The organism is Bacteroidota bacterium (assembly GCA_036522515.1).
Classification (GTDB): Bacteria; Bacteroidota; Ignavibacteria; order UBA10030; family SZUA-254; genus VBOC01.
On sequence record DATDFQ010000043.1, the window covers coordinates 133,272 to 156,225 of the forward strand.

General features: G+C 57.8%; 23 protein-coding genes, 1 tRNA gene and 1 other RNA gene. 18 read left to right on the forward strand and 7 right to left on the reverse strand.

All coding sequences use genetic code 11. The annotated features are described in order from the left end of the window. Positions 1-3: 3 nt before the first annotated feature. The 17 genes from dxs (at position 4) to VI215_06985 (ending at position 14,023) form a co-directional block, all read left to right on the forward strand. Positions 4-1,929 (forward strand): 1-deoxy-D-xylulose-5-phosphate synthase, encoded by a 1,926-nt coding sequence (gene dxs / locus VI215_06905; protein ID HEY6192043.1) that lies wholly within the window; start codon positions 4-6, stop codon positions 1,927-1,929. Positions 1,930-1,962: 33 nt separating this feature from the next. After that, complete coding sequence (locus VI215_06910; protein ID HEY6192044.1) at positions 1,963-2,967, forward strand: Gfo/Idh/MocA family oxidoreductase; 1,005 nt, start codon at positions 1,963-1,965, stop codon at positions 2,965-2,967. Between the two features lie 29 nt (positions 2,968-2,996). Further along, complete coding sequence (locus VI215_06915; protein ID HEY6192045.1) at positions 2,997-3,785, forward strand: SAM-dependent chlorinase/fluorinase; 789 nt, start codon at positions 2,997-2,999, stop codon at positions 3,783-3,785. Between the two features lie 7 nt (positions 3,786-3,792). After that, the gene (gene ribD / locus VI215_06920; protein HEY6192046.1) at positions 3,793-4,908 is read left to right on the forward strand and encodes a bifunctional diaminohydroxyphosphoribosylaminopyrimidine deaminase/5-amino-6-(5-phosphoribosylamino)uracil reductase RibD; all 1,116 of its coding nucleotides are present in this window, start codon (positions 3,793-3,795) and stop codon (positions 4,906-4,908) included. A 95-nt stretch (positions 4,909-5,003) separates the two neighbouring features. Then, positions 5,004-5,699: a riboflavin synthase gene (locus VI215_06925; protein ID HEY6192047.1), complete on the forward strand. Its 696-nt coding sequence runs from the start codon at positions 5,004-5,006 to the stop codon at positions 5,697-5,699. Between the two features lie 6 nt (positions 5,700-5,705). Next, on the forward strand, positions 5,706-6,491 hold the full coding sequence (locus VI215_06930) for a hypothetical protein (protein HEY6192048.1): 786 nt from the start codon (positions 5,706-5,708) through the stop codon (positions 6,489-6,491). 50 nt (positions 6,492-6,541) lie between these two features. After that, the gene (secG, locus tag VI215_06935) at positions 6,542-6,976 is read left to right on the forward strand and encodes a preprotein translocase subunit SecG (GenBank protein HEY6192049.1); all 435 of its coding nucleotides are present in this window, start codon (positions 6,542-6,544) and stop codon (positions 6,974-6,976) included. Between the two features lie 37 nt (positions 6,977-7,013). After that, positions 7,014-7,086, forward strand: a tRNA-Lys gene (locus VI215_06940). A 106-nt stretch (positions 7,087-7,192) separates the two neighbouring features. Then, positions 7,193-8,125: a J domain-containing protein gene (locus tag VI215_06945; GenBank protein HEY6192050.1), complete on the forward strand. Its 933-nt coding sequence runs from the start codon at positions 7,193-7,195 to the stop codon at positions 8,123-8,125. A 34-nt stretch (positions 8,126-8,159) separates the two neighbouring features. Further along, positions 8,160-9,173: a hypothetical protein gene (locus VI215_06950; protein HEY6192051.1), complete on the forward strand. Its 1,014-nt coding sequence runs from the start codon at positions 8,160-8,162 to the stop codon at positions 9,171-9,173. Between the two features lie 50 nt (positions 9,174-9,223). After that, positions 9,224-9,931 (forward strand): SDR family oxidoreductase, encoded by a 708-nt coding sequence (locus VI215_06955; protein ID HEY6192052.1) that lies wholly within the window; start codon positions 9,224-9,226, stop codon positions 9,929-9,931. A 25-nt stretch (positions 9,932-9,956) separates the two neighbouring features. Beyond that, entirely contained in the window at positions 9,957-10,790 is an 834-nt protein-coding gene (locus VI215_06960; GenBank protein ID HEY6192053.1) for an LOG family protein, read from the forward strand. Between the two features lie 190 nt (positions 10,791-10,980). Then, positions 10,981-11,336: a transfer-messenger RNA gene (gene ssrA, locus VI215_06965) on the forward strand. Positions 11,337-11,440: 104 nt separating this feature from the next. Beyond that, positions 11,441-12,313 (forward strand): diaminopimelate epimerase, encoded by an 873-nt coding sequence (gene dapF, locus VI215_06970; GenBank protein ID HEY6192054.1) that lies wholly within the window; start codon positions 11,441-11,443, stop codon positions 12,311-12,313. Then, a complete protein-coding gene (locus VI215_06975; GenBank protein ID HEY6192055.1) occupies positions 12,303-12,743 on the forward strand; it encodes a Rieske 2Fe-2S domain-containing protein in 441 nt (146 codons plus the stop codon). The genes dapF and VI215_06975 overlap by 11 nt, the downstream gene beginning before the upstream one ends. Positions 12,744-12,791: 48 nt before the next feature. Next, positions 12,792-13,850 carry a cytochrome bc complex cytochrome b subunit gene (locus VI215_06980; GenBank protein HEY6192056.1) on the forward strand — a complete coding sequence of 353 codons (1,059 nt, stop codon included), beginning with the start codon at positions 12,792-12,794 and terminating at the stop codon, positions 13,848-13,850. After that, complete coding sequence (locus VI215_06985) at positions 13,847-14,023, forward strand: hypothetical protein (GenBank protein HEY6192057.1); 177 nt, start codon at positions 13,847-13,849, stop codon at positions 14,021-14,023. Before VI215_06980 ends, VI215_06985 begins: the two co-directional genes overlap by 4 nt. Before the next feature lie 89 nt (positions 14,024-14,112). Here VI215_06985 and purL read toward each other — a convergent pair whose 3' ends face one another. From purL to VI215_07020, 7 genes are read right to left on the reverse strand one after another with little or no spacing between them, the layout of a single operon-like run. Next, positions 14,113-16,371: a phosphoribosylformylglycinamidine synthase subunit PurL gene (purL, locus tag VI215_06990; GenBank protein HEY6192058.1), complete on the reverse strand. Its 2,259-nt coding sequence runs from the start codon at positions 16,369-16,371 to the stop codon at positions 14,113-14,115. Then, positions 16,372-16,923 (reverse strand): acetyl-CoA carboxylase biotin carboxyl carrier protein subunit, encoded by a 552-nt coding sequence (locus tag VI215_06995; GenBank protein HEY6192059.1) that lies wholly within the window; start codon positions 16,921-16,923, stop codon positions 16,372-16,374. Beyond that, positions 16,890-18,392 (reverse strand): acetyl-CoA carboxylase biotin carboxylase subunit, encoded by a 1,503-nt coding sequence (locus VI215_07000; protein HEY6192060.1) that lies wholly within the window; start codon positions 18,390-18,392, stop codon positions 16,890-16,892. Before VI215_07000 ends, VI215_06995 begins: the two co-directional genes overlap by 34 nt. After that, positions 18,389-20,737 carry an endonuclease MutS2 gene (locus tag VI215_07005; protein ID HEY6192061.1) on the reverse strand — a complete coding sequence of 783 codons (2,349 nt, stop codon included), beginning with the start codon at positions 20,735-20,737 and terminating at the stop codon, positions 18,389-18,391. Before VI215_07005 ends, VI215_07000 begins: the two co-directional genes overlap by 4 nt. A gap of 6 nt (positions 20,738-20,743) precedes the next feature. Next, on the reverse strand, positions 20,744-21,277 hold the full coding sequence (locus VI215_07010; GenBank protein HEY6192062.1) for a CvpA family protein: 534 nt from the start codon (positions 21,275-21,277) through the stop codon (positions 20,744-20,746). Positions 21,278-21,284: 7 nt separating this feature from the next. Beyond that, positions 21,285-21,737, reverse strand: coding sequence for a GatB/YqeY domain-containing protein (locus VI215_07015; protein ID HEY6192063.1), 453 nt, complete (start codon positions 21,735-21,737; stop codon positions 21,285-21,287). A 4-nt stretch (positions 21,738-21,741) separates the two neighbouring features. Next, positions 21,742-22,446 carry an SDR family NAD(P)-dependent oxidoreductase gene (locus VI215_07020; GenBank protein HEY6192064.1) on the reverse strand — a complete coding sequence of 235 codons (705 nt, stop codon included), beginning with the start codon at positions 22,444-22,446 and terminating at the stop codon, positions 21,742-21,744. A gap of 97 nt (positions 22,447-22,543) precedes the next feature. On the opposite strand from VI215_07020, the gene VI215_07025 reads away from it, so the two are divergent. Continuing rightward, entirely contained in the window at positions 22,544-22,891 is a 348-nt protein-coding gene (locus tag VI215_07025; GenBank protein ID HEY6192065.1) for a hypothetical protein, read from the forward strand. The last annotated feature ends 63 nt before the right edge of the window (positions 22,892-22,954 follow it).

Genomic DNA, 22,954 nt, shown 5'->3' on the forward strand with positions numbered 1-22,954 from the left:
CCCTTGCCGGAACCCGCCTACAAGTACCTGTCCCGCATCGAATCGCCGGCCGACCTGAGAACCCTTACAGTGGTCGAGCTGAAGGCGCTGTGCTCCGAGCTGAGAGAGTTCCTTGTGGACGAGATTTCGAAGCTGGGCGGCCACCTGGGAGCAGGCCTCGGCGCAGTCGAGCTCGCGGTCGCGCTTCATTACGTCTTCAACACGCCCGACGACAAACTTCTCTGGGACGTGGGGCACCAGGCGTATCCGCACAAGATCCTCACCGGCCGCAGGAAAGCCTTCCATACGATCAGGCAGCTCGACGGAATCAGCGGTTTTCTGAGGAGATCCGAGAGTGTCTACGACACGTTCGGCGCGGGCCACGCAAGCACTGCCATGTCGGCCGCGCTTGGAATCGCCGTCGCCCGGGACCTGGCGAAGGAAAAATTCAGGGTGGTTGCCGTCGTCGGCGACGGAGCGATGACCGGAGGCATGGCGTATGAGGCGATGAACAACGCCGGGCTGCAGAAACGGAACATGATCGTGATCCTGAACGATAATAACATGTCGATCGCCCCGAATGTCTGGGCGCTCTCCAATTACTTTACGGAACTGATCGCCAATCCTTCCTACAACCGGTTCAAGGCAAATGTCTGGGACCTGACGGGAAAACTCGATACGATCGGCGACCGGCTCCGGAAAATCGCCTCGCGCGTCGAGGAGGGGATCAAAGTCGTCATCACACCCGGAATGTTGTTTGAAGCCCTTGGGTTCAGATACTTCGGTCCCGTCAACGGTCACAACATCGTCCAGCTCGTAAAAATCCTTCAGGATCTGAAGGATCTCCCGGGCCCGATTCTCCTCCATGCGATCACGCGAAAAGGGAAGGGCTACAAACCGGCGGAGAACGACGTGCAGGCCCTTCACGGAGTCACGCCGTTCGACAAGATCACCGGAATCTCCCCGAAGAAACCCGAGACCGCCCCGAGCTACACGAAAGTGTTCGGCTCCGCCGTCGTTGAGCTCGCGGCACAGCACCCGAAGATCGTCGGCGTGACGGCTGCGATGCCAGACGGCACCGGGCTCGATCAGCTTCAGAAATCCCAGCCCGACCGTTTCTTCGACGTGGGAATCGCGGAGCAGCACGCGGTCACGTTTTCCGCCGGACTCGCCACGCAGGGGTTCGTCCCGATCGTCGCGATTTATTCGACCTTCCTGCAGCGGGCCTACGACCAGATCGTCCACGACGTGGCCATCCAGCATCTGCATGTCGTTTTTTGCCTCGATCGTGCCGGACTCGTCGGATCGGACGGACCGACCCACCACGGGCTTCTCGACCTGGCGTACCTTCGGTGCGTCCAGGACATGGTTGTGATGTCGCCAAAGGACGAAAGCGAGCTTCGGGACATGCTCTTCACGGCGGTCCAGTACACGGGAGGGCCCATCGCGATCCGCTATCCCCGGGGGAACGGCACCGGAATCCCCCTCAAACCGGGTTTCGACAGGATGGAAATAGGAAAAGGCGAGGTCGTCAGGCCGGGGCGCGACGTCGCGATTCTCGCGATCGGAAATATGGTCGCCCCCTCAATCAAGGCCGCCGAGCTCCTGGCAAACGACGGGATCAGCGCCGAGGTCGTCAACATGCGCTTCGTGAAACCGATCGACGCGTCGCTTCTGGCCGACATCTGCCGGCGGTTCACCTACGTCCTGACGGTGGAAGACCATGTCGTCCAGGGAGGATTCGGCAGCGCGGTCCTCGAGACGATCGCCGGGGGGAACCACCGGGATCTGCACGTGATGATCCACGGCGTGCCGGGGGAATTCATCGAGCACGGGACTCCGGCGGAACTCCATGCCATGCTCAAACTCGACGCCCCCGGCATCGCAAGCGTCGTGAAGGATTTTTTCAGAACCTCTTCGCCGAAGACCACAGCCCAAACCATCGCATAACAAAAGCACGAACCCCAGGCTTCCCAGGTTCCTATGGAAAAACTACGTGTCGGCATCGTCGGATTAGGCTGGGTCTCGCAGGTCTTCCACCTCCCGATCCTCTCCAAGTTCGAAGACGTTGAAATCGTCGCGGTCTGCGACAGGGACAAATCGCGAGCCCGGATGATTGCCGAGCGCTTCGGGTACACGCGGCACTACAACGATTACCAGCAAATGCTCGAGAAGGAGGATCTCGCGGCGATCGACGTCTGCACCAGCACCGACGCCCATCTCCCCATCACGCTGGCAGCTCTGCAGGCCGGAAAGGATGTGTTCGTCGAGAAGCCGATCGCCCGGCGCTACAGCGAGGCCGTCCAGATGGCGGAAGCCGCAAAACTTTCCAAGCGGAGCCTGATGGTCGGGATGAACAACCGGTTCAGGCCCGATACGATGATCCTCAAGAGCTTCGTCGAGAAGGGCGAGCTGGGCAAGATCTTTTACGCCAAGGCGGGATGGCTCCGCAAGCTCTCGACCGGAAATCCCTGGATCACACAGAAAGACAAGTCGGGAGGGGGAGTCTTCCTGGATCTGGGCATCGTCATGCTCGACCTGGTCCTCTGGATGCTCGGCTTCCCGCCGGTCGAGCGGGTCACCGCGAAAATGTACATGCACAAGACGAAGAGCGTGGAGGATTCGTGCGTGGTCTTCCTCGAGATGAAGTACGGAACCTCGATCATGCTGGAGGTGAGCTGGTCGTTCCAGGCGGCGGAAGATTATTTCTTCTGTGATTTCTTCGGATCCGACGGGAGCGCAAAAATCAACCCTCTCCGCATCCACAAACAGTTGCACGGGAACCTCGTGAACGTCACTCCCGCGAAGCTGGAGACCCCGGCGAATTTGTACAAGCGAAGTTATGAGAACGAGCTGAAGCACTTCGTCGGCGCGGCGCGGGGGCTCCATCAGGTGATCTCCACCGGGGAGGAGGCGGTCCAGCGGATGAAAGTGGTGGAGGCCATCTATCAATCCGCTCAGAAAGGCAAAGAGATCGTCCTCAAGTAGACGCGCCCGGATGGTCGGCATCCCACGGAATGAATAGACGGCCCCTCATCGCGCTCCTGACTGATTTCGGGCTGAGCGACCAGTACGTCGCTTCGATGAAGGGCGTGATTGGAACCATCGCCCCCGCAACACGGGTCGTCGATCTCTCCCACGAAGTTCTCCCCCAGCATGTCCGGCAGGCCGCATATCTCCTCTGGAGTTGTTACAGGTATTTTCCGCCGGGAACTATCTTCGTCGCTGTCGTCGACCCCGGCGTGGGGACACGAAGAAAGATCCTTTGCCTCGAAGCGGGCGGCTACCGGTTCCTCGCGCCCGACAACGGTCTCCTCGAGATGGCGCTCGAATCGACGCGCGATGCGAAGATCGTGAGCGTGGAGAACAACCGGTACTTTTTGAAGCACATCAGCCCGACATTCCAGGGACGGGACCAGTTTGCCCCGGTCGCCGCGCACCTGTCAAACGGCGTTCCGGCCGGCCGGCTGGGACCCCGGACCACACCCTCGGGAGGGGGAGAGCCGCTCCTCATGCCGGTGAGGAGGCGGGGCCGGAATTATGACGGCGCGATCCTTCACATCGATCATTTCGGGAATATCGTCACGAATTTTCAGATGAAGCCTGCCCTTGCGCGATCTCTGGCACTGAAGATGGGGCGCCGCATGGTGCGGAGGTTCGTACGCACGTATATGCAAGCCCCGGAGAGAACGCCCGCCGCGATCATCGGCAGCACGGGGCTCCTCGAGGTCTCGGTGCGGAACGGAAGCGCCGCCCGGGTCCTGCGCGCCCGGATCGGCGGGAAACTCACCCTGAGTGTCCCGTAGGAGGCGAATGAACCCCGAGGCCGTGGACGAATTCTACATGCTCGAATGCCTCGCGCTCGCCCGGAGAGGCGCCGGCAGCGTGAGCCCGAACCCGATGGTCGGTTGCGTCATCGTGAAGAAGGGGACCGTGATCGGCAGGGGGTATCATCGCCGGTTCGGAGGGCCTCACGCGGAGGTGAACGCCATCCGCTCCGCGGGCGCTTCTGTACGCGGTGCCACCCTCTACGTCAACCTCGAGCCGTGCAGTCACCACGGAAAGACGCCTCCGTGCACCGACTTGATCATCCGTTCGAAAGTCGCGAGAGTGGTGATCGGGACGATCGATCAGAACCCCCTCGTCTCCGGGGAAGGGATCCGCCGCCTCCGCCGGGCCGGGGTGAGCGTGACCGTCGGTCTCCTGGAAGATGAGTCTGTCCGGCTCAACGAATTTTTCTTCAAGTACATCAGGACCCGGATGCCGTTTGTCACGCTCAAGGTGGCGCAGACGCTCGACGGCAAGATCACCGGCCCGAACGGCTCCCCGCGGTGGATCACCGGCCCGCGATCGAGGAGCTACGTGCATACCCTCCGGTCGCACTACGACGCGGTCATGGTCGGTGCAGGCACCGTACTGGCCGATAACCCCCGGCTGACAGTCCGGAATGGAAGGGGGAGGGATCCCATACGGATTGTCCTGGACGGGAAATTTCGCCTCAAGCCGGAAGCGGCGGTCTTCCGTAACGCCCGGGGCGGAATGGCCGTTCTCCTGGTGGAACGGAACTCGCTCGTGAGGCATTCTTCCAAGGCGGATCTCTTCAGGCGAAAAGGCGTGCGGGTGATCGGAATCCCCGGCCGCCGCAACGGAAGAGTCCCGCTGGGAAGAGTCCTCCGGCTTCTCGGATCGCAGGGGATTTCCTCCCTCCTTGTGGAGGGGGGAGCGTCCCTCTTCAGCGGGTTCGTGTCTGAATCGAAGGCGGATAAGCTGCTGTTGTTCATCGCGCCGTCCATTTTCGGGACGGGGCTCGACGCCTTCCGGGGGCTTGCTCCCCGATCCCGCCGGAGGCCCGCCCGTATTCGAACCGTCTCCCTGATTCAGATGGGAGAGGATACGCTCCTCCAGGGGTACTTGGTAAAGGCTCGGTAGCCGCAGCCTTTAGGCTGCGTTTGTTTGGTTCGGCAGTCGAGATTCAGCTGCCACCGGACACTTGCATTAATCGGCCGGAAGTCGTATCTATTATTATGTTCACGGGGATCATTCAGGAACTCGGAACGGTCGAGGCGCGAACACCGATCGGTGCAGGCGTCCGGCTGAGGGTCCGGGCGCCCGGAAGCGCTCGAGAGCTCGCTGTCGGAGGGAGCATCGCGGTCAACGGTACATGCCTGACTGTCGTAGCGCGGGAGGGCTCCTCATTTGAGCTCGAAGCGGTCGAGGAAACGCTCAGGAAGACGGCGCTCGGGTTGTGTGCGGCCGGCGATCGTCTGAATCTGGAGCTTCCGATGCGCATCGACGGACGTCTCGACGGGCACCTGGTGACGGGGCACGTGGACGCGGTCGGCGAAATCATCGACATTGAGATCCTCGAGACCAGCCGGCTCTTCACGCTGCGCGTCCCGCCCGAATTCGGGCGCTACTGCGTACCCACGGGGTCGATCGCCGTCGACGGCGTGAGTCTGACGATCGCGAGGCTCGCAGGCGAGCGGGTCGGGGTATCCATTATTCCTCATACCCTCGAGCATACTCTCTTTCAGCAGTACAAGCTCTTCGATCAGGTCAACCTTGAGTTCGATCTCGTGGGGAAGTACGTGGAACGAATGCTGCGCCCGTCCGTCCCCGGAAGCGGAGCTCCGGACGGCTCGGAGGCGGATGGCTTCAACGGCCGGCACTCCGGGACGCGTTTTCCCGCGGAAGAACGGCTCCGCGAGCACGGGTTCTGACAGGCGATGGCGCGCAAACTCTACTATACGGTGGCGGACGACGGGCAGAACAGAGTATCCGAACCGGAGTGGGAAGATATCCTTCGGCTCCAGCATTGGTATAATTCCGAGTTCATCTGGACCGCCGGGCGGCTTGCCTTCAAGATGTTCGCCGTCTTTCCGAATATCGATGCCCGCTTCCACAACGAAGAGGAGCTCTGGCAGAGAATCCTCCGCCGCAAGAGGGAGCTCAGGCAGGCCGGCGCTTCCGAGAACCAGATCATTCTGCAGCTCGAGATGGAAGGGCTGGTCATCGCTAAAAAGGGGGGTTACTTCGACCATTGCCTTGCGAGCGGATTCACGCGCGTCGCGGCCAATGAATTCAACGCCTATCTTGTCTGCGAGTTCCTGTTGAAAGCTTCCGGCATCGCCCGCGAGATCTCCATCACCCTGCAGGACGAGGGAGAGTTCGTCAAGCCGAAGAAGGTCATCTTCAGGAACGGGAGGGTGCTCCTTCCTCTTCAGGACAGCTCCCGACGGTCCCTCTACGAGATGATGGTCGGGAACCGGCATGTGTTTGCAATCGTCGACGCGGCAAAGTACGATCGATTTCCGTTCTACCAAACGACGATTGCGGATTTCAATGATCTGCCTGCCGATGAGCAGCACGGAATCCTGAAAGACTGGAATTGGCTCGGGTTTGAGAATAATTACGATATCAACGGGGACGACATCCAGGGATTCGACCTGAACAAGAAGGTGGCGTCGTTCGAGATCCTGCATCCTGACTCCGGGGAGCTGTTTCACTTGTAATTGAGCCGTTTTTTTTGTATCATAATGACTACTTTTGAAGGAATCAGGTCATGTTCGGTCTCATGGTATCCATAGAAATGATTGTCAGCATCCTCCTGATCATCGTCATCCTGATGCAATCGAGCAAGGGGGGCGGACTCGCCGGATCATTTGGGGGCGGTTCCATGGGCACCGTGTTCGGCGTGCGGCGAACCGCCGATTTCCTGAGTCAGGCGACGACCATTCTGGCCTCCGTCTTCATCGGCCTCTGCCTTGTCACCAATATTTTCTTCCTGCCGGGATCGAAGGATAGCCGCGAGAGCATCATCCAGCGCGGAATGAACCCGACATCCGTTCCGCGGCCGACCCCGCCGCGAGCCGCGCCGGCCCAGCAGCAGCCTGCCGGGCAACAGCCGCCTGCGGGACAGCAGCAATCTGCCGGACAACAGGCTGCCCCGAAGCAGCAGCCGACCCAGCAACCCGCCGCTCAACCTCCGAAGAAGTAGGGCGCGGACCTCTCCGCTTCCGTTGGCATTTTCCGCTGCGCTCATGGCTCAATTGGTAGAGCAGCTGACTCTTAATCAGCGGGTTCCAGGTTCGAGTCCTGGTGGGCGCACTTCCAAATCCTCCGGCCGGACCCCATGATCACGCCCGCGGCACCATTCCGTTCCTGGGACGGGAACCCTCCCGCATGTACCCCACCCCCCGTATAAAAAACATCGATGTATAAGGACTATTACAAAATTCTCGGCGTGGAGAGATCCGCCTCCACCGAGGAGATCAAGAAGGCCTACCGCCACCTCGCGCGCAAGTTTCATCCCGACAAAAACCCGGGGAACAAGACATCGGAGGAGAAGTTCAAAGAAATCAACGAAGCGAATGAGGTCCTCAGTAACCCCGAGAAGCGAAAGAAGTATGACCAGTTCGGGGCGGAGTGGAAGCAGTACCAGGAGAGAGGGGCCGGAGACGGAAGTTTTGATTGGTCAAAATACGATGCAGGGCGGCGCCAGGGAGGAGAAAGTTTTGGAGGCTCGTTCGGCGACCAGGATCCGCGCGATCTCTTTGAAATCCTCTTCGGGGAACGGTTTGCCGGGGGAGGAGGAACAAGGTCGGGACCGGCAAAAGGCGACGATTACTCGGGAGAGACGGCCATACCCCTCCCTGAGGCGTACAATGGGTCTGATCGTCTGATCAAGATGGGTGGAGAAACGTTGAGAATCAAGATCGGACCCGGGATCAAGGACCAGCAGGTTCTCCGGCTCGCGGGGAAGGGGGGACCGGGCAGAAACGGCGGCCCCAGAGGCGACTTCTATCTCACCGTAAGGGTTTCAAAACATCCCGATTTTGAGAGGAAAGGGGACGACCTTTATTGCGACATCCCGGTGGACGTCACGGTGGCCGTCCTCGGCGGAAAGGCGGAAGTGAACACATTCAAGGGGACGGTGAAAGTCGATATCCCCGCGGGCACTTCGAGCGGGAAGACCCTTCGGCTCAAAGGCCTCGGCATGCCGCATTACGGCGAAAAGAACAAGTTCGGAGACCTTTTCGCAAGGGTCACCATCCGGGTTCCCGCCAAGCTCAACAAGGAGGAACTGGAGCTCTTCAAAAGATTTGCGGACCTCCGAAATTCGAATCCAAAAGAAACGGGCGATTGAATTTCAGCCCCCTATTCTGTAGATTGTTTGCAGAATGAACCTCCAGACCGCATCCTCCCTCGAACATGCGCAAAGCGTGCTCCGGACCTCCGCCGGTTCTTTCGAGAACAAGGCAGGTTTTCTCACCCTGGAGGGTTCTGAATCGATAGACCTTCTCAATAGGTTGTCAACCAATGATCTAAAGAACTTGAAGGAGTCTCTCGTCCGGCCGACCATCCTCACCTCGGAGAAGGGGAGAATGATCGACCTTGTCCTGGCTCTCAATCTGGGGGACCGGGTATTGCTGATCGTGGGTGAGGGGAATGAGGGACCCGTAAAGTCCTGGCTGGAAAAATACATCATCATGGAAGACATCACCGTTACCGATGTAACCTCAAGCTATCAAAGGATTTCCATTATCGGGCCACAAGCCGCTTCTATCGCCTCACAACTCTGCCACAAGGACCTATCCTCGCCGGGAGAATCGATATTCGAATTGGGCGAAGCGGCCGGAGCATTTCTCTACAGGAACCCGGAATGGCCGATCGAAGCGTATGATATCGTCGGAAGTCCGGACGAAATCGTGAAGGCGGGGGGTCGCCTCAAAGAAATTGGCGTTTTTGAGCTCAATGGGGGAGAAGCGGCTTCCGGTGCGATGGAACCTCTCAGGGTGGAATTGGGAGTCCCAAGAACCGGAAGAGAAATCGAAGAGAGGGTCAATCCGCTGGAGGCCGGCCTGGTGCGGTTCGTGAGCTTCTCAAAAGGATGCTATATCGGGCAGGAAGTGATTGCCCGTCTAGACACGTACAAGAAACTGCAACGTAGATTGAGAGGGTTTATCTTTCCTGAGGGATATGAGAATGAGACTCCGGGACGCCTGTTTGTCGATGGAATTGAATCAGGATGGACTACAAGTCATGCCCATTCCTTTAAAGCGGGGAAGCAGATTGCGCTCGGATATCTAAAGCTGTTTCCGGAGCCTGTCGCCGTGACGTTCGTGGCCAACGGTACAGAGAGGGAAGTTGCGTTGAGCGTTGTCGACCTTCCATTCGACTTTCCCGGTCTGTGAAGAGGAGAAGTCGCGGGAATAGTTCGAATCCGGAGAAACCGGTAGCCATCGTGACCGGGGCGGGGAAGAGGCTGGGCCGCCAAATCGCTCTTGCCCTGGGGAGAAATTCGTACAGGGTCATCGTCAATTACCACGATTCGGCTTCGGGAGCATCTGAGACTGTCTCAAGAGTGCTTAAGGAGGGGGGAGAAGCCCGTGCGATCCGGGCAGATATTACGAAAAAGAAGGACGTCCTCCGGCTGGTCCGCCGTACGATCCAGATCTTCGGGAGAGTGGATCTTCTCGTGAATAATTCGGCGCTCTTTCTGGAGAGTCCCCTGGGCCGGACAACCGAGGCGGTATGGGATGCGACGATCGACGTTAACCTGAAGGGAACATTCCTGTGCTCTCAAGCGGTTGCCCCTGAAATGCTCAAGCGCGAAGGAGGCAGGATCATCAACATTGCTTCCCTGGGGGGAATTCAGGCCTGGTCCAGGCATCTTCCCTATAGCGTTTCGAAGGCGGGGGTAATCATGCTTACCCGAATCCTCGCGCGAACCCTTGCTCCCAACGTCCAGGTGAACGCCATCGCTCCGGGGACGATCCTGATGGGAGAGGAAGAGGATCCTTCCCAGGAACATGTCCCGGTTTCGACAATCCCCCTAAGACGTTATGGCAAACCGTCGGACGTGACCGACCTCGTCATTTTTCTTGCAAGTAAGGCCTCATACATGACAGGCCAGGTCTTCGTCGTCGACGGCGGCCGCTCAATTCCCTGATTCCTTACCAGTCGAACAGGACCCGATGAAAGCCTATAAGAACGCAGAATTTCTGAACAGCCCCGCAGCGCGTGAGATCCGTATCCTCTCGGAATTTCTTGAACCGGCCACCCGGTTCCGCCGGCAGGGGATCCGTAATACGATCGTTGTGTTCGGATCCGCCAGGATCCATTCGATGGCCGTCGCGAAAAAGAACCTCCGTCTCGTCCAGGCGGAAGTCGCGAGAAAGGGGCTGAAGGGAAAAAGGCTGGAAGAAAAACTTGAGAAGGCGTTGCATAGTGCTGAGATGTCAAGGTATTATGAGGATGCGGTTCAGCTCACTTCGATGCTCACCCGCTGGTCTGAGACGCTCAGGCAGGAAAGACAATTCGTCATCTGTTCCGGAGGCGGACCGGGGATCATGGAGGCGGCAAATAAAGGGGCCTACCTGGCGGGTGGAAAGTCGATCGGACTGAACATCACGCTCCCATTCGAACAGAAATCGAACAGGTATGTCTCGAAGGAGCTTAGCTTCGAGTTTCATTATTTCTTCATGAGGAAATTCTGGTTTGTGTACCTTGCGAAAGCCCTTGTGATGTTTCCGGGCGGGTTCGGCACTTTTGATGAGCTTTTCGAGGTCCTGACGCTCGTCCAAACCCAGAAAGTCGTGAAACCGATGCCGGTCATCCTCTATGGGCCGGAGTACTGGAACGAAGTGTTGAATTTCGCCGCTCTCGAGAAACACAACACGATCAGCCACAAAGACAGGCAGCTCTTTCGATTCGCCGACACTCCTGAAGAGGCATTTTCCTTCCTCAAGAAGGCTTTAACGGAGACCTACAAGGAGCAGAACCACACAAGAGTTAGAAGAAAGCGTTAAGTGATCGCGGCCTGAATTAAGCCCGGGACGACTGACAGATCGGAAAACCTAAAACAGGGATCATGTGGCACACCTGGGACAGCACCACGGCGCTGTCAGCGAGATCTGGTCTGATTTCGTCAATCCCCGTAATGGCACACCGTTTGTAGGGTATTTGCCTAACAGGGTAAGATGTCGTATATTTAACCATGGGGATGACATGGATTCGACGGGGACGAGAATGGTCAGGACTGCATCCCGTGCTCTCCGCGTTGCACGCAAAAAAAGCGGAAAACCAATAAGTGCAGACTACAACTACGCACTGGCTGCTTAATTAAAGCAACCCATCCTCTGCAGCTCCGCCCGACGGGCTGCAACAGGGTGTCGACTTAGCCGGGCTAGCTCTGGAGTATCCTCGGGCCTACAGGGCGAAAATGTACTGAGGTAGGCCGTGTGTACCGCGTTTGCTCCGGTCACCACGGAAGAGCTCACAAGAGCAGACTACGGACGTAGATGTCTTGATGGTTTTCTCTTCGGACCGGGGTTCGATTCCCCGCATCTCCACTCCCGGCCGCCCGCAAGGGCGGCCACTTTCCCCGCGCGGCTTACCCTTACCGGTCGCATTAAATCCGGCTTGCATGTTTCATCCAAAAACCTGATTTTGGTTGGCAATGGGCGAAGAGCGACAAAAAATCTCTTTTGTCAAAATGACCGGCGCGGGGAATGACTTCGTGCTCGTGGACGAGCTGAAGAATCGCTCGGCCACCGACTGGGCCCGGCTTGCTCCCGATCTATGCGACCGGCGGTACGGGATCGGTGCAGATGGTCTCCTCGTCCTTGCTCCCAGCGTCAGGGCGGACTTTACCATGGAATACTATAACGCCGACGGGAGTTTTGGAGGCATGTGCGGAAACGGAGGCCGGTGCTCGGCCTATTATTATATTTCCACCGGGGCGCGCCGGGAGACCCGTTTCGAGGCCCTTGGCGACCTCTACATTGCCCGGGTCGCGGGGTCGGGCATATCCCTCCGCATGAAGGATCCGGTGAAGTTCCGAACGATACCGCTACAGACACCTGAGGGTCTCATCTCAGTTCAATTTATCGACACCGGTGCTCCGCACGCGGTCCTTTTCACTTCCGAGCTCCCGGATCAACTCCGGAGTAAGATCGGGTCGGAGGGGATCACCGGGCTTGGCCGCTCCATACGCCATCATAGCGAATTTGAGCCGGGTGGAACGAATGTCGACTTCGTCGAGTTAATTCCCGGTGGAGGTATCGCCATGAGGTCGTACGAGCGGGGCGTGGAAGGGGAGACCCTTGCCTGCGGCACCGGGGCTGTGGCGAGTGCGGCCATCGCCGCGCTCACCAAGGGGATCGCTCCCCCGGTCAAAGTGAAAACGTGGAGCGATGAGATTCTCCGCGTAGACTTCAAGCTCGCCGGAAAAGAGATTAAAGATGTCGAGCTTGAGGGGCCTGTCACAATGGTTTACAAGGGGGAGTTGGAGTATTCACCATCAGCCGGGCGGGGAAAACATGGCACCTGAACAGAAGCTCTCAAGGAGGAATTTCGTGACGGAGGCGCTCGCCGGCTGGCTATTTCTCACCTGCCTCCCGGTGCTTTACTCCGTCGTGAAATATCTGGTACCCCCCAATATTCTCGACAAGGTGGTTGAAGTCATCAATGCGGGAAAATTCACAGATATTCCGTTCAATAGCGCAAAGATCGTCCGGTTTAACAAGAAAGCCATCATCCTCGTCCGCACCGAGCAGGAGCAGGTCAAGGCGTTCTCGGCGGTCTGCACGCATCTCGGCTGCATCGTGGAGTTCAAGCCGGATGAGAAGATCTTCAAGTGCAACTGTCACGGGAGCCAGTTCGATCTGACGGGAAAAAACATCGCAGGACCAGCCCCGACACCGCTTAAGCCGTTCAGAGTGGAACTCAAAGATGACAACATCCTTGTCTCCCAGGCTTAATGTGAATACTCGCTGCACCGGCGCGAATACCTTCCTCCGGTCCCCGGTATGCTGAGAAGCCTCGGCCTGTTTCTGGAAGAGAGACTCCGCGCTCGCGGCCTGATCGATTTCCTCTCGAAGAAGGAGGTCCCGAGGCACCGGCACTCTTTCTGGTATATCTTCGGCGGACTTTCTCTCTTTTTCTTTCTCATACAGCTCATTACAGGCGTCCTGCTCCTCATCTATTATAGCCCGACCCCTCAAACCGCAAATGAGAGCGTTCGGTTTATCCTCGCGCAAGTCCCTTCAGGGTGGTTGATACGATCCATTCACTCCTGGTCGTCAAACCTCATGATCGGATGTGTCTTCGTCCACCTCTTCAGCACCTACTTTATGAGGGCTTACAGGAAACCAAGGGAGCTGATGTGGGTAAGCGGCGTCGTGATGTTGTTCCTCGTGCTGGGGTTCGGGTTTACGGGGTATTTGCTCCCGTGGGACACGACGGCCTATTTTGCGACACAGATCGGGACGGAAATACCGAGGTCCATTCCCCTGGCCGGACCGGCGATCGTCACTCTTCTTCGGGGGGGCGAGTATATCGCAGAGGAAAGCCTGAAGCGATTATTCGCATTACATGTCGTGATCTTACCCCTGATATCCCTGCTGGTTATCGGGTTCCATGTCACTCTGAATCAACTGCAGGGTTCGAGCACTCCGATCGGAATCGTTCCCCAGAAAAGAGGGATCCCTTTCCTGGCGAACTATCTCTACAGGGACGCCCTGACGTGGACGTTCGGAACCATCTTCCTCTTTTCGCTCGTGCTTCTCTTTCCTGTCCAGCTTGGGGGCAAAGCGGATCCATTTTCATCTGCTCCGACCGGCATTCACCCCGAATGGTACTTTTTGACCCTTTTTGAGACTTTGCGACTCATGCCGGGCACCCTGTTCGGATTCGACAGCGAAATGATCGTGAACGTCGGGGTCGGCCTGGTCGCGCTGGGCCTTTTCGCAGTTCCTTTCCTGGACCGTGCGGCAGCGATGGAACGGAGCGGCAAGCTTTTTCCGGCGATCGGCATCATCGCAATCCTCTATATGTCTTTGACAATCACGCTCGCATATCTGACATGAGAGATTCGCTGACACAGCAGGTTGCGGCGGGAACCGGCATACCGGATTGGGGGACGCGGATCATTCTCCTTGTCATCGTCGTATTCGCGCTTGCCGTGACTTCTTTGCTTTTATACGCGAAGATGAAGGAGGCAGATCAGAAGGCAGGGTTGGATTCGGATCCCTTGGAGTGAGATTTGCGCCAGCGAACCCCCCTTCGGGGCCCGGAACAGATTGTCCTATAATATATCTTATGTAAAGTTATCAGAAGGCGATTCCATTGCTACGCACCGGCCTCAATCCCTAGCCGTTTTTCGAGTGCGGATTCATATACCTCCCCCATCTCCGAAACGCTCACCCTGATCCGGTCATTGATCACCAGATCAGGTCCGCCTACTGATCCGACACGCGTCGATTTCACACGGAATTTTGCGAGAACGGATTGAACCTCGTCGAGCGCCGCGGGTGCAACCGAAATCAAAACCCTTGATTGATCTTCTCCAAAGAGCGTGTAATCATCCCGTGACCCTCTCTCCAGGTTGATCCGTGCTCCCTGCATGCTCCCGGGATCCGTCGCAAACAGGCACGACTCCGCCAGTGCGATCGCAATTCCGCCTTCGCTCAGGTCGTGTGCCGATTGGAGGAGTCCCGCGCGACAGAGGGCGAGAAGAGCTTCCTCGAGCCTCTTTTCTTCCCCAAGATCGATGGGAGGGGCGTCGCCGGCGACGAGGGAGTGGATTACTTTAAGATATTCGCTCCCCCCGATATGGCCAACGGTATGCCCCAGAAGTAGTATCTGGTCTCCCTGATGCTGAAACCCGCCCCGGACGACCAGGCGGGCGTCTTCGATGAGGCCCAGCATTCCGATGACCGGACTCGGATAGATCGGCCCATCGGGACTCTCATTGTAAAAGCTGACGTTCCCGCCGGTCACCGGAGTCTCCAACGCCGTGCAAGCATCGCCGATCCCTCTGACCGCTTCCTTGAATTGCCAGAACATCTCCGGCTTTTTTGGATTACCGAAGTTCAAGCAATTTGTTATTGCAATCGGTCTCGCCCCCACGCAGGCAACGTTTCTCGCACATTCGGCTACTGCGATTTGTGCCCCTACATAGGGATTAAGAAAGACATACCGTGGATTGCAATCGGTCTTGAGCGCGATCGCCCGGCGGCTTCCGTCGATTCTGACGACCGCGGCATCTGCACCGCCTGACACAATCGTGTCGTTGCCGACCATCGAGTCGTACTGTGTCGAGATCCAGCGTCTTGAGGCGATGTTGGGGCTGGAGAGGAGTTCCAGGAGTGACCGGTTATAGTCCCGGGGTTCGGGAAGTACGGCAAGATCGACTTTTCGCAACTCGCCGACGTAGGCAGGTTGCCTGCTCTCGGGCTCATAGACGGGAGCACCGCCGCCCAGAACGAGACTCACCGGAGGCACGTCTGCAACCAGTTTCCCCCCGTGGCTGATCCGGAGTCGCGGTTCACCCGTCACCTGACCGATCACCCGGCACTCCAGATCCCACTTGCGGAAGATGGACCTGGCACGCTCCTCGTCGCCGGGCTTCGTCACAATCAACATCCGCTCCTGCGATTCGGAGAGCATGATCTCGTACGCGCTCATCCCCTCTTCTCTTACCGGCACGCTGTCGAGGTCGATCGTCATGCCGACTCCCCCCTTTGCGCTCATCTCCGATGTTGAACAGGTAATTCCGGCGGCGCCCATATCCTGTATCCCGACAATGCACCCCGCCTGAATTGCTTCTAGTGTCGCTTCAAGGAGGAGTTTCTCTGTGAACGGGTCTCCCACCTGCACCGACGGCCGCTTGACCTCGGAAGCGGCGGAGATCTCCTCGGAGGCGAACGTGGCTCCATGAATGCCGTCCCTCCCGGTCGACGACCCGACGATCATCACAAGGTTCCCGGCGCCGCTCGCCCGGGCCCGGACGAAATCACGGTGGCGCACGACCCCCACCGCCATTGCATTCACGAGCGGGTTATCGCCGAAGCATTCCTCGAAATAGGTGTCGCCGGCGACAGTCGGAATGCCGAAGCTATTCCCATAATTGCCGATCCCGCGGACGATCCCCCTCGCAAGGTAGCGCGTCCTCGGATTTCCGGGGTCCCCAAAACGGAGCGAGTTCAGGGCCGCCACGGGTCTCGCCCCCATCGTGAAGATGTCTCTCATGATCCCGCCGACACCGGTGGCTGCTCCCTGGTAGGGTTCTACCGCCGAAGGGTGATTGTGGCTCTCGATCTTGAATGCGATCGCAAGGCCATCCCCGATGTCCACCAACCCCGCATTTTCCTCCCCGCCTCCCACGAGGAGCCGGGCGCCGGTGCGGGGGAGCTTCTTCAATTCAAGAATCGAATGTTTGTACGAACAGTGCTCGCTCCACATGACGCTGTAGATCCCAAGCTCCGTATAGGTGGGGGTTCGGCCGAGGAGTTCAAGAATTTTCTCGTACTCTCTTTCTTCCAGGCCGAGTTCGCGCGCCCGTTTGAGATCGACCGATGGCTCAGGTTTCTGGCGGGCCGGCCCCATTCAGACGGGCTCGATTGAAAGAAGGGGCTGATCTTTTTCCACGGTCGTTTTCTCCTTTACCATGACAGACTTCACTCTCCCGGCGTGGGGAGAGCGAATTTCATTCTCCATTTTCATTGCCTCCAATATGACAAGCCCGTCGCCGGACTCCACAATCTCCCCCGCCGCCGCGTGGAGCTTCGTGACGATCCCCGGCATCGGCGCCCGAATTGTCAGAAGAGACTTTTCCGCCGACTTTCCCTTCCGGTACCGGGCGAGTAATTGATCCCTTTCATCCGAAAGATTTACACTAATCACATAGTGATTTATCCATACCTCATAGGTATGTCCCTCAACTTTCCTCAAGTAGATTTGATGCCGTTTCTTCCCCATCCTGACAAGATCAGTGGGTCCGGCCTGACTGAGCAATTCGGCATCCACCTTTTTTCCGTTCAGCAGGAGGCTCCCGTGAGGATCGATTTCTACAAGAACCGGCTTACCGTTGACGGCGAGGACATATTTTACACGGTGGCCGGCCATCAACGCATGAAATCTGCCAATTGCTTCCGCCATTCTCCATTTGCATCTCGCGCCACGCCATTCAACCTGCTCCCTGACACGCGTTGATCCATCAAAACCGCACTGACGGCCGCGGCTACCAGGTAATTCTCGGGCGGTTCCATGACAGCGGGCGAGAATCGATCGTCCAGGAAATGAGTATCATACCTGCCCGCCTGAAAAAGAGGATGGTAAAGAACCCATAAGCACAATGGAATGTTCGTCTTAACACCATGGATCTGATAATCCTCGAGAGCCATGGCGAGACGTCTGATGGCCTCTTGCCTCGTTCTTCCCCAGGAGATGAGTTTCGACAGCATCGGATCGTAATAGGTTGACACGTAGCTCCCCTCCTCCACTCCCCGTTCATCCCTGATTCCAAATCCTGAGGCCGGTTTCAGGGAAACGATCCGCCCGCTTGTCGGATAGAATTGGTTTGCGGGATCCTCTGCGTAGATACGCGCCTCGATGGAATGGCCTCTGAAATCGACCTTCTCTTGCCGTAGTTCGAGGGGGAAGCCGGAGGCGATCCTGATCTGCTCCCAGACGATGTCTTGCCCGGTGCGCATCTCCGTGACGGGGTGTTCCACCTGGAGTCGGGTGTTCACCTCCAGGAAATAAAAATCGCCCCTGGCGTCCACGATAAATTCGACCGTCCCCGCGTTCGTGTAACCGGCCTTCAAAATGAGTTTGAGTGCCGCTTCAGTAAGTCTGTTCCTGAGCTTTGAATCCACGGCGGTTGAAGGCGACTCTTCGATTACTTTCTGGTGCCTCCGTTGGATCGAACATTCCCGCTCACCGAGATGGATGGCATTTCCGTGGTGATCCGCGAGCACCTGGACCTCGATGTGGCGAGGTTTCTGTATATACTTTTCCAGGAAGAGCCTTCCGTCCCCGAAGGCGATTCGGGCTTCGTTCCGGGCGGCTCTGATCGCTTCCCCGAGCTCCTGCTCCGAACGGACTATCCGCATCCCCTTGCCACCCCCACCTCCTGCCGCCTTGATCAGAACGGGATAGCCGACCTTCTTTGCCAGCCTGGCCGCCTCCGAGGGAGTACGGAGCGGCTCCCGGGATCCGGGGACGACCGGGATGTCGAGAGACCGGGCCAGGCTTCGTGCCGCCACCTTGTCTCCCAGCAACCGCATCGCCCGCGCGGAAGGCCCAATAAATATGATTCCCTGACGGAGGACTCCCTTTACAAACTCCGGGTTTTCAGAAAGAAAGCCGTACCCCGGATGCACACCATCGGCCTGAGATTGCCGGGCCGCGGCGAGAACCTTCGGGATGCTGAGGTAGCTTTCCACCGCGGGCGGGGGCCCGATCGGGATCGCTTCGTCGGCGAGGCGTACATGGGGCGATCCTTCGTCAATCTCCGAATAAACAGCGACCGTTCTGATTCCCTGCTCCTTACAAGTGCGGATCACGCGAATCGCAATTTCTCCCCTATTCGCAATAAGAATCTTTCGCAACTTTTTCGATCTCAATTGAGCTCCACCACGGTTACGCCTGCGCCCCCTTCATTCCATTCCCCCAGCCTGAACGACTTTATCGCGCTATTGGATTTCAGAAAAGCGGTGATTCGTTTTCGGAGGGCTCCAGTCCCTTTTCCGTGTATGATATCAACCCTGTGCAGCCCCGTGACAAGGGCGTCGCTTATGAACTTTTCGACGGCTGAAATTGCTTCATCTCCGTACATGCCCCGGAGATCGATCTCATTCTTTGCTTCGATTTGCAGCTCGACTCCCGGGACTCGCCGGACTGCCCCCGATGCCGGGGGAGCCGGCCTCAGCTCGTCTCCGGGGACTTTGATCTTGAGTCCTCCGGCGAGCACGAGATACATGCCGCGGTCGAGCGCGGAAAGGATCTCTCCCACTGTATCGCTCCCCTTGAGCCGAACGTGCGACCCGACCTTATATTCCAGAATGTTACCAGGCTCAATCTCGAGCTCTTTTTCGAGCTGCTTCAGCTCGCGCTTCAGCTCGCCGACATCCTTTTTTGCCGAGGCGATCGCGGGACTCTCCGCGGAACGTTCTCTGATGTCGCGGACAACCCGTTCTATCGTCGAGCTCGCTTTTTCGACGATTTGGGTGGCTTCCTCCAGTGCGATCGCTTTCATCGCCTTGATCTCACTCTCGAGCCGCTTGGTCCGCAAACGGTACGAGTCATTCATCTCCACGAGTTCACGTTTCTCCCGGCTGACCGAATCCAGATTATGCTTTAGTTCCTGGGCCGTTGTTTCAAGCTCCATAATAAGTTGTTCGAGTTTATTCGCCTCGTTTCCCTTGAGCTCCATCGAGCGGGCGATGACCGGGAGCGGGAGCTCGATACGCTTGGCCATTTCGATCGCGTAGCTGCTACCCGGAATTCCCGGGAGAAACCGGTAGGATGGGCGCAGGGTCTCCTGATCAAACTCCATCGCTCCGTTTTCGATGAAGCTGTTCTCAACCGCGAAGGCCTTGAGACTCCCGTGATGCGTCGTGATGACGGAGAGGCATCCACGGCGGGTCAACTCCTCGATGATCGCCGCCGCTAGTGATGCTCCCTCAGACGGGTCGGTATTCGAGCAAATCTCGTCGATCAGCACGAGCGTCGAGTCATCCGCATGTTTGAGGATTTCACCCAGGCTTGACAGGTGGGAGCTAAAACTGCTCAGATCGTTCTCGATCGATTGTTGGTCGCCGATTTCGACGAACACCTCACCGAAGAGCCGCATCTCCGTATCGCCTGATGCGGGGACATGGCAGCCGGACTGGGCAAGGAGGCTCAAAATACCGATTGTCTTCAGGGCGACCGTCTTCCCCCCGGAGTTGGGGCCCGTAATTATGATCGTCCGGACAGAAGCTCCGAACTCGAGAGTCAGCGGCACGATCTCGCTTCTTTTATGCCTCTGCAACAGGACCGGATGGTAGGCATCGATGAGCTTCACGACTCCCCCCGCAGAAATCCTCGGCTCCACGCCGAGTATTTCGATCGAATACTTCGCTTTCGCATGGATAAAATCGAGTTCGCCCAATCCCTGCGCGTCCTGGCGGAGAAGCTCCCTGGAGGCCCTGACCTGGTCGGTCAATTCCTTGAGGATCTTGTCGACTTCCCTTCGCTCTTCGAATTCCAGCGTCCGGATCTCGTTATTGAGCTCCAGCGTCACCGTCGGCTCGACGAACACCGTCGCGCCGCTCGAAGACGAACTATGGATGAACCCGGGGATGCGGTTCCTATGCTCCGACTTTACCGGGATCACCATTCGTCCCTCCCGGGTGGTGATGATCTCCTCCTGGGCCCACTCCTTCTCGGCGATCGATTTCAGAATCGACTCGAGATTCCTCCTCAGGCTGTGCTTCTTGTCGACGATCTGTGCGCGGATCGAAGAGAGAACCTTGCTGGCTGAATCCTTGACATTCCCTTCGTCGTCAATCGCCTTGCCGATATTATAGCCGAGAACTTTGTCCGGCTGAATGGCATTAACTATCCTCCACATCACAGGATAGAGCTGTTGCCTTCGAGCGAAATAGGACCGGATTTTTTCGGAGGTGGATAGCACCAGCGCGATCTGGTGCAGTTCCGCAGACGAAAGGATGTAATTTTCGATCGACGCCCGGCTCAGGCTGGTTCTGATATCGAAGACGTTCTCGAGCGGGGGGTAATCGTCCGTCTCGAGCAACCGCTTCATCTCGGAGACGCCGGCGAGGCTGTGCCGGACCTCCTCGAGATCGGCGGACGGGGCGAGGTTCTCCACGTGCTCCCGCCCGAGAGGCGAGAGGGTATAATTCTGAATTCGCTGCTTTACCTTATCGAGTTCCAGCCGGGAGAAGGAGTGTAGAAACTCGCGCATGCAGCGTCAGTGAGCGCCCTTCAATTTTTGCAATTTTACCTCGACTTCGTCGAAGAAGGCCTTGGAATCGGGAATCCAGGTGGTGGTGGCGTCGAAGACGGTGGGAGCGATCCCGATCCACTCCTTGTAGAGCAGGGATTCATTTTGAGAATCGGGGGATGGCACATCGAAGACGTTGAACATCAGGAGCAGCAGGCTGATCGCGACGGCTCCCTGCCCGGCCCCGAGAAGCGCACCCGCGATCCTTGAGGTGAATTTCAACGATTCGGTGTCGCTCTTGCCGAACCAGCGGTAGAAGAGATTTACGACAACCGTCACCGCGAGGAAGAGGCAGCAGAACGCAATGACGACAGAGACTTCATCCGACCAGCCGAACCAGCCGAGGAACAAATCGCCAACCGGCGCCATGTATTTGGTGGCAATGACGAGGCCGCCCCACAATCCGAGTATGGCGAAGACTTTCTTCAGGAATCCGTCGCGGAAGCCGAGAACCATGTACACCGCGATTCCCAGCAGGATCAGAATATCGGTAAAGTTCATCAGTCCCTCAGTTTCCGAGCAATCTCTTGACGGTCTCCTGGATCGAGCGCCCGTCAGCCTTGCCCTTGAGTTCTTTCATCACCAGCGGCATCACCTTGCCAAAATCTGCGGCGGTCGATGCCCCCGATGCGCCTATTATCCTCTTGACAACCTCCTCGATCTCACCCGCCGAAAGCTGCTTCGGGAGATACTCCTGTATGATGCCGAGTTCCTTTTCCTCCACGGATGCGAGATCCTCCCTCCCCTTCTCCCGGTACACGCTCATCGCTTCCTTCCGTTTCTTTGCGGCGGAATTCAGCACCGCGACTTCGTCTTCCGCCGTCATGCCGCCTGAGGGACGCTTCTCAACCTGCTTTTCGAGCAAGCCCGCCCTGATCATTCGCAGGGTTTCAAGCCGCAGCTGATCCCGCGATTTCATCGCGGACTTCATATCATCGGCAATCTTCTCGAGAAGAGCCATCCGCTCAGACGCCTCCGAAGACGGGAATGCAGGCGCCGTTGACAGACCGCCCGCTCTCCGAGCAGAGCGTCAGCATCAGTTCGGCGATTTCTTCCGGTGTGACCCACCTGGAGGAATCGGCGTCCGGCATGCTTTCGGAATTGGCTTGCGTCTTGATGATGCTTGGGGCTATGGCATTTGCGGTAATCCCGGTCCCCTTCAACTCCTCGGCGAGGGTCTGCGTCAGCGTGACGACACCCCCTTTTGAGACCGCGTAGGGCGCCCGTCCTGCGCTGGGGCGCAAGGCGGCCATCGCAGCCATGCTGATAATACGTCCGTATGTCGCATCCCCCAGTTTTTGAAGAAATTCACGGGTGCAGAGAAACACCGTTTTGAGGTTCATCCCCATCATCAGATCCCAATCGCTGGTCTTCAACTCCCTGACATTGCGGCCCGGCAGAAAGCCTCCCACGATATTGATGAGAATGTCGACGCGGCCGAAACGGGCAATAACCTTTTGAAAGAGCGCCGTCACTTCCTCGTCCTTGGATACGTCGGCCCTGACGATGAACACCTTTTGTTTGAACTCCTCTGAGAGCCGCTTCAGTTCGTCCTCGACGAGGTAGGAACTGGCGACATTGGAACCTTGTTCAAGGAAGCGCCGGGCGACAACCTGGCCGAGCGCCCCGGTGCCTCCCGTTATGATCGTTGTCGAGCCATTTAGTCCCATTGCGAACGGAATATAGGACTTTGGGCTCTGAGAGTCAATACATTCCCGGGTGACCGGCTTGCATTAGTCAGGCGATCTGCCTATCTTATCACGATCGATGAAGCTTTCCGGAAAAATACTGGCCGTCGCTATCATTGCGGCCCAGCTCTTCACAGTCCTCTTTGCCGACTTCGGGCATACCGATTTCGTATTCGGCACGCCGAACCCCGTCCAGGCTCTGGCGAGCAACGGCGCGGGCGCGAAAGGTCTGCAGAGCGACTGGGGCCCGGGCCATTTCTGCCTTGCCTGTTATCGCGCCGCAAATTTCACCGCGAGAGTTTCTTCTCCCACATTTGTGCCCGCGACGTATCGCGCGGGCCTGGTCGGTCACACCCAGGAAGTTTGCACCTCCGCTGTTTGTCTCCATTCCGAGTCGCCCCGCGGTCCCCCTCCTTCGTTTTCCTGATACCATCCTGACACTGTCTCACCTCTGAGAGGAATCTCTCAGAGCCAAGCTACGTCGCGGGAT

Bases quoted from the DNA above. Each gene is read 5' to 3' on its own strand.
- VI215_06910 (HEY6192044.1), top strand. From the start codon at position 1,963: ATGGAAAAACTACGTGTCGGCATCGTCGGATTAGGCTGGGTCTCGCAG.
- VI215_06915 (HEY6192045.1), top strand. From the start codon at position 2,997: ATGAATAGACGGCCCCTCATCGCGCTCCTGACTGATTTCGGGCTGAGC.
- ribD (HEY6192046.1), top strand. From the start codon at position 3,793: ATGAACCCCGAGGCCGTGGACGAATTCTACATGCTCGAATGCCTCGCG.
- VI215_06925 (HEY6192047.1), top strand. From the start codon at position 5,004: ATGTTCACGGGGATCATTCAGGAACTCGGAACGGTCGAGGCGCGAACA.
- VI215_06930 (HEY6192048.1), top strand. From the start codon at position 5,706: ATGGCGCGCAAACTCTACTATACGGTGGCGGACGACGGGCAGAACAGA.
- secG (HEY6192049.1), top strand. From the start codon at position 6,542: ATGTTCGGTCTCATGGTATCCATAGAAATGATTGTCAGCATCCTCCTG.
- VI215_06945 (HEY6192050.1), top strand. From the start codon at position 7,193: ATGTATAAGGACTATTACAAAATTCTCGGCGTGGAGAGATCCGCCTCC.
- VI215_06950 (HEY6192051.1), top strand. From the start codon at position 8,160: ATGAACCTCCAGACCGCATCCTCCCTCGAACATGCGCAAAGCGTGCTC.
- VI215_06960 (HEY6192053.1), top strand. From the start codon at position 9,957: ATGAAAGCCTATAAGAACGCAGAATTTCTGAACAGCCCCGCAGCGCGT.
- dapF (HEY6192054.1), top strand. From the start codon at position 11,441: ATGGGCGAAGAGCGACAAAAAATCTCTTTTGTCAAAATGACCGGCGCG.
- VI215_06975 (HEY6192055.1), top strand. From the start codon at position 12,303: ATGGCACCTGAACAGAAGCTCTCAAGGAGGAATTTCGTGACGGAGGCG.
- VI215_06980 (HEY6192056.1), top strand. From the start codon at position 12,792: ATGCTGAGAAGCCTCGGCCTGTTTCTGGAAGAGAGACTCCGCGCTCGC.
- VI215_06985 (HEY6192057.1), top strand. From the start codon at position 13,847: ATGAGAGATTCGCTGACACAGCAGGTTGCGGCGGGAACCGGCATACCG.
- purL (HEY6192058.1), bottom strand. From the start codon at position 16,371: ATGGGGCCGGCCCGCCAGAAACCTGAGCCATCGGTCGATCTCAAACGG.
- VI215_06995 (HEY6192059.1), bottom strand. From the start codon at position 16,923: ATGGCGGAAGCAATTGGCAGATTTCATGCGTTGATGGCCGGCCACCGT.
- VI215_07005 (HEY6192061.1), bottom strand. From the start codon at position 20,737: ATGCGCGAGTTTCTACACTCCTTCTCCCGGCTGGAACTCGATAAGGTA.
- VI215_07010 (HEY6192062.1), bottom strand. From the start codon at position 21,277: ATGAACTTTACCGATATTCTGATCCTGCTGGGAATCGCGGTGTACATG.
- VI215_07015 (HEY6192063.1), bottom strand. From the start codon at position 21,737: ATGGCTCTTCTCGAGAAGATTGCCGATGATATGAAGTCCGCGATGAAA.
- VI215_07020 (HEY6192064.1), bottom strand. From the start codon at position 22,446: ATGGGACTAAATGGCTCGACAACGATCATAACGGGAGGCACCGGGGCG.
- VI215_07025 (HEY6192065.1), top strand. From the start codon at position 22,544: ATGAAGCTTTCCGGAAAAATACTGGCCGTCGCTATCATTGCGGCCCAG.